General features: G+C 69.4%; 1 pseudogene. It reads left to right on the top strand.

The window, feature by feature from the left end:
* A pseudogene (locus tag D8M29_RS13430) lies at positions 1 to 255 on the top strand (IS3 family transposase); the annotation flags it as partial.

Below are 255 nucleotides of genomic sequence, written 5' to 3'. Positions count from 1 at the left end.
AGAAGCAGAACGCGACCCTGAAGCGTCTGCTCGCGGAAGCGGAGCTGGAGAAGGCCGCGCTCAAGGAGCTGGCTGAGGGAAACTTCTAAGCCCGGACAGGCGCCGCGCCGCCGTCGATCACCTCAAGCGCAAGTTGCGGGTGAGCGAACGGATGGCGTGCCGTCTGGTCGGGCTGAGCCGCTCCGCGTACCGGCGACCGCTCAAGGGCGACACGGTCGCGGACCCGGATCGGGCGCTCAGGGAGTGGCTGCGCGC

Origin of the sequence: Micrococcus sp. HSID17227, from assembly GCF_003989405.1 — a bacterium.
GTDB lineage: Bacteria > Actinomycetota > Actinomycetes > Actinomycetales > Micrococcaceae > Micrococcus > Micrococcus luteus.
The sequence above is the reverse complement of the archived record's forward strand: the minus strand, read 5'-3'. Positions and strand labels throughout refer to the sequence as shown.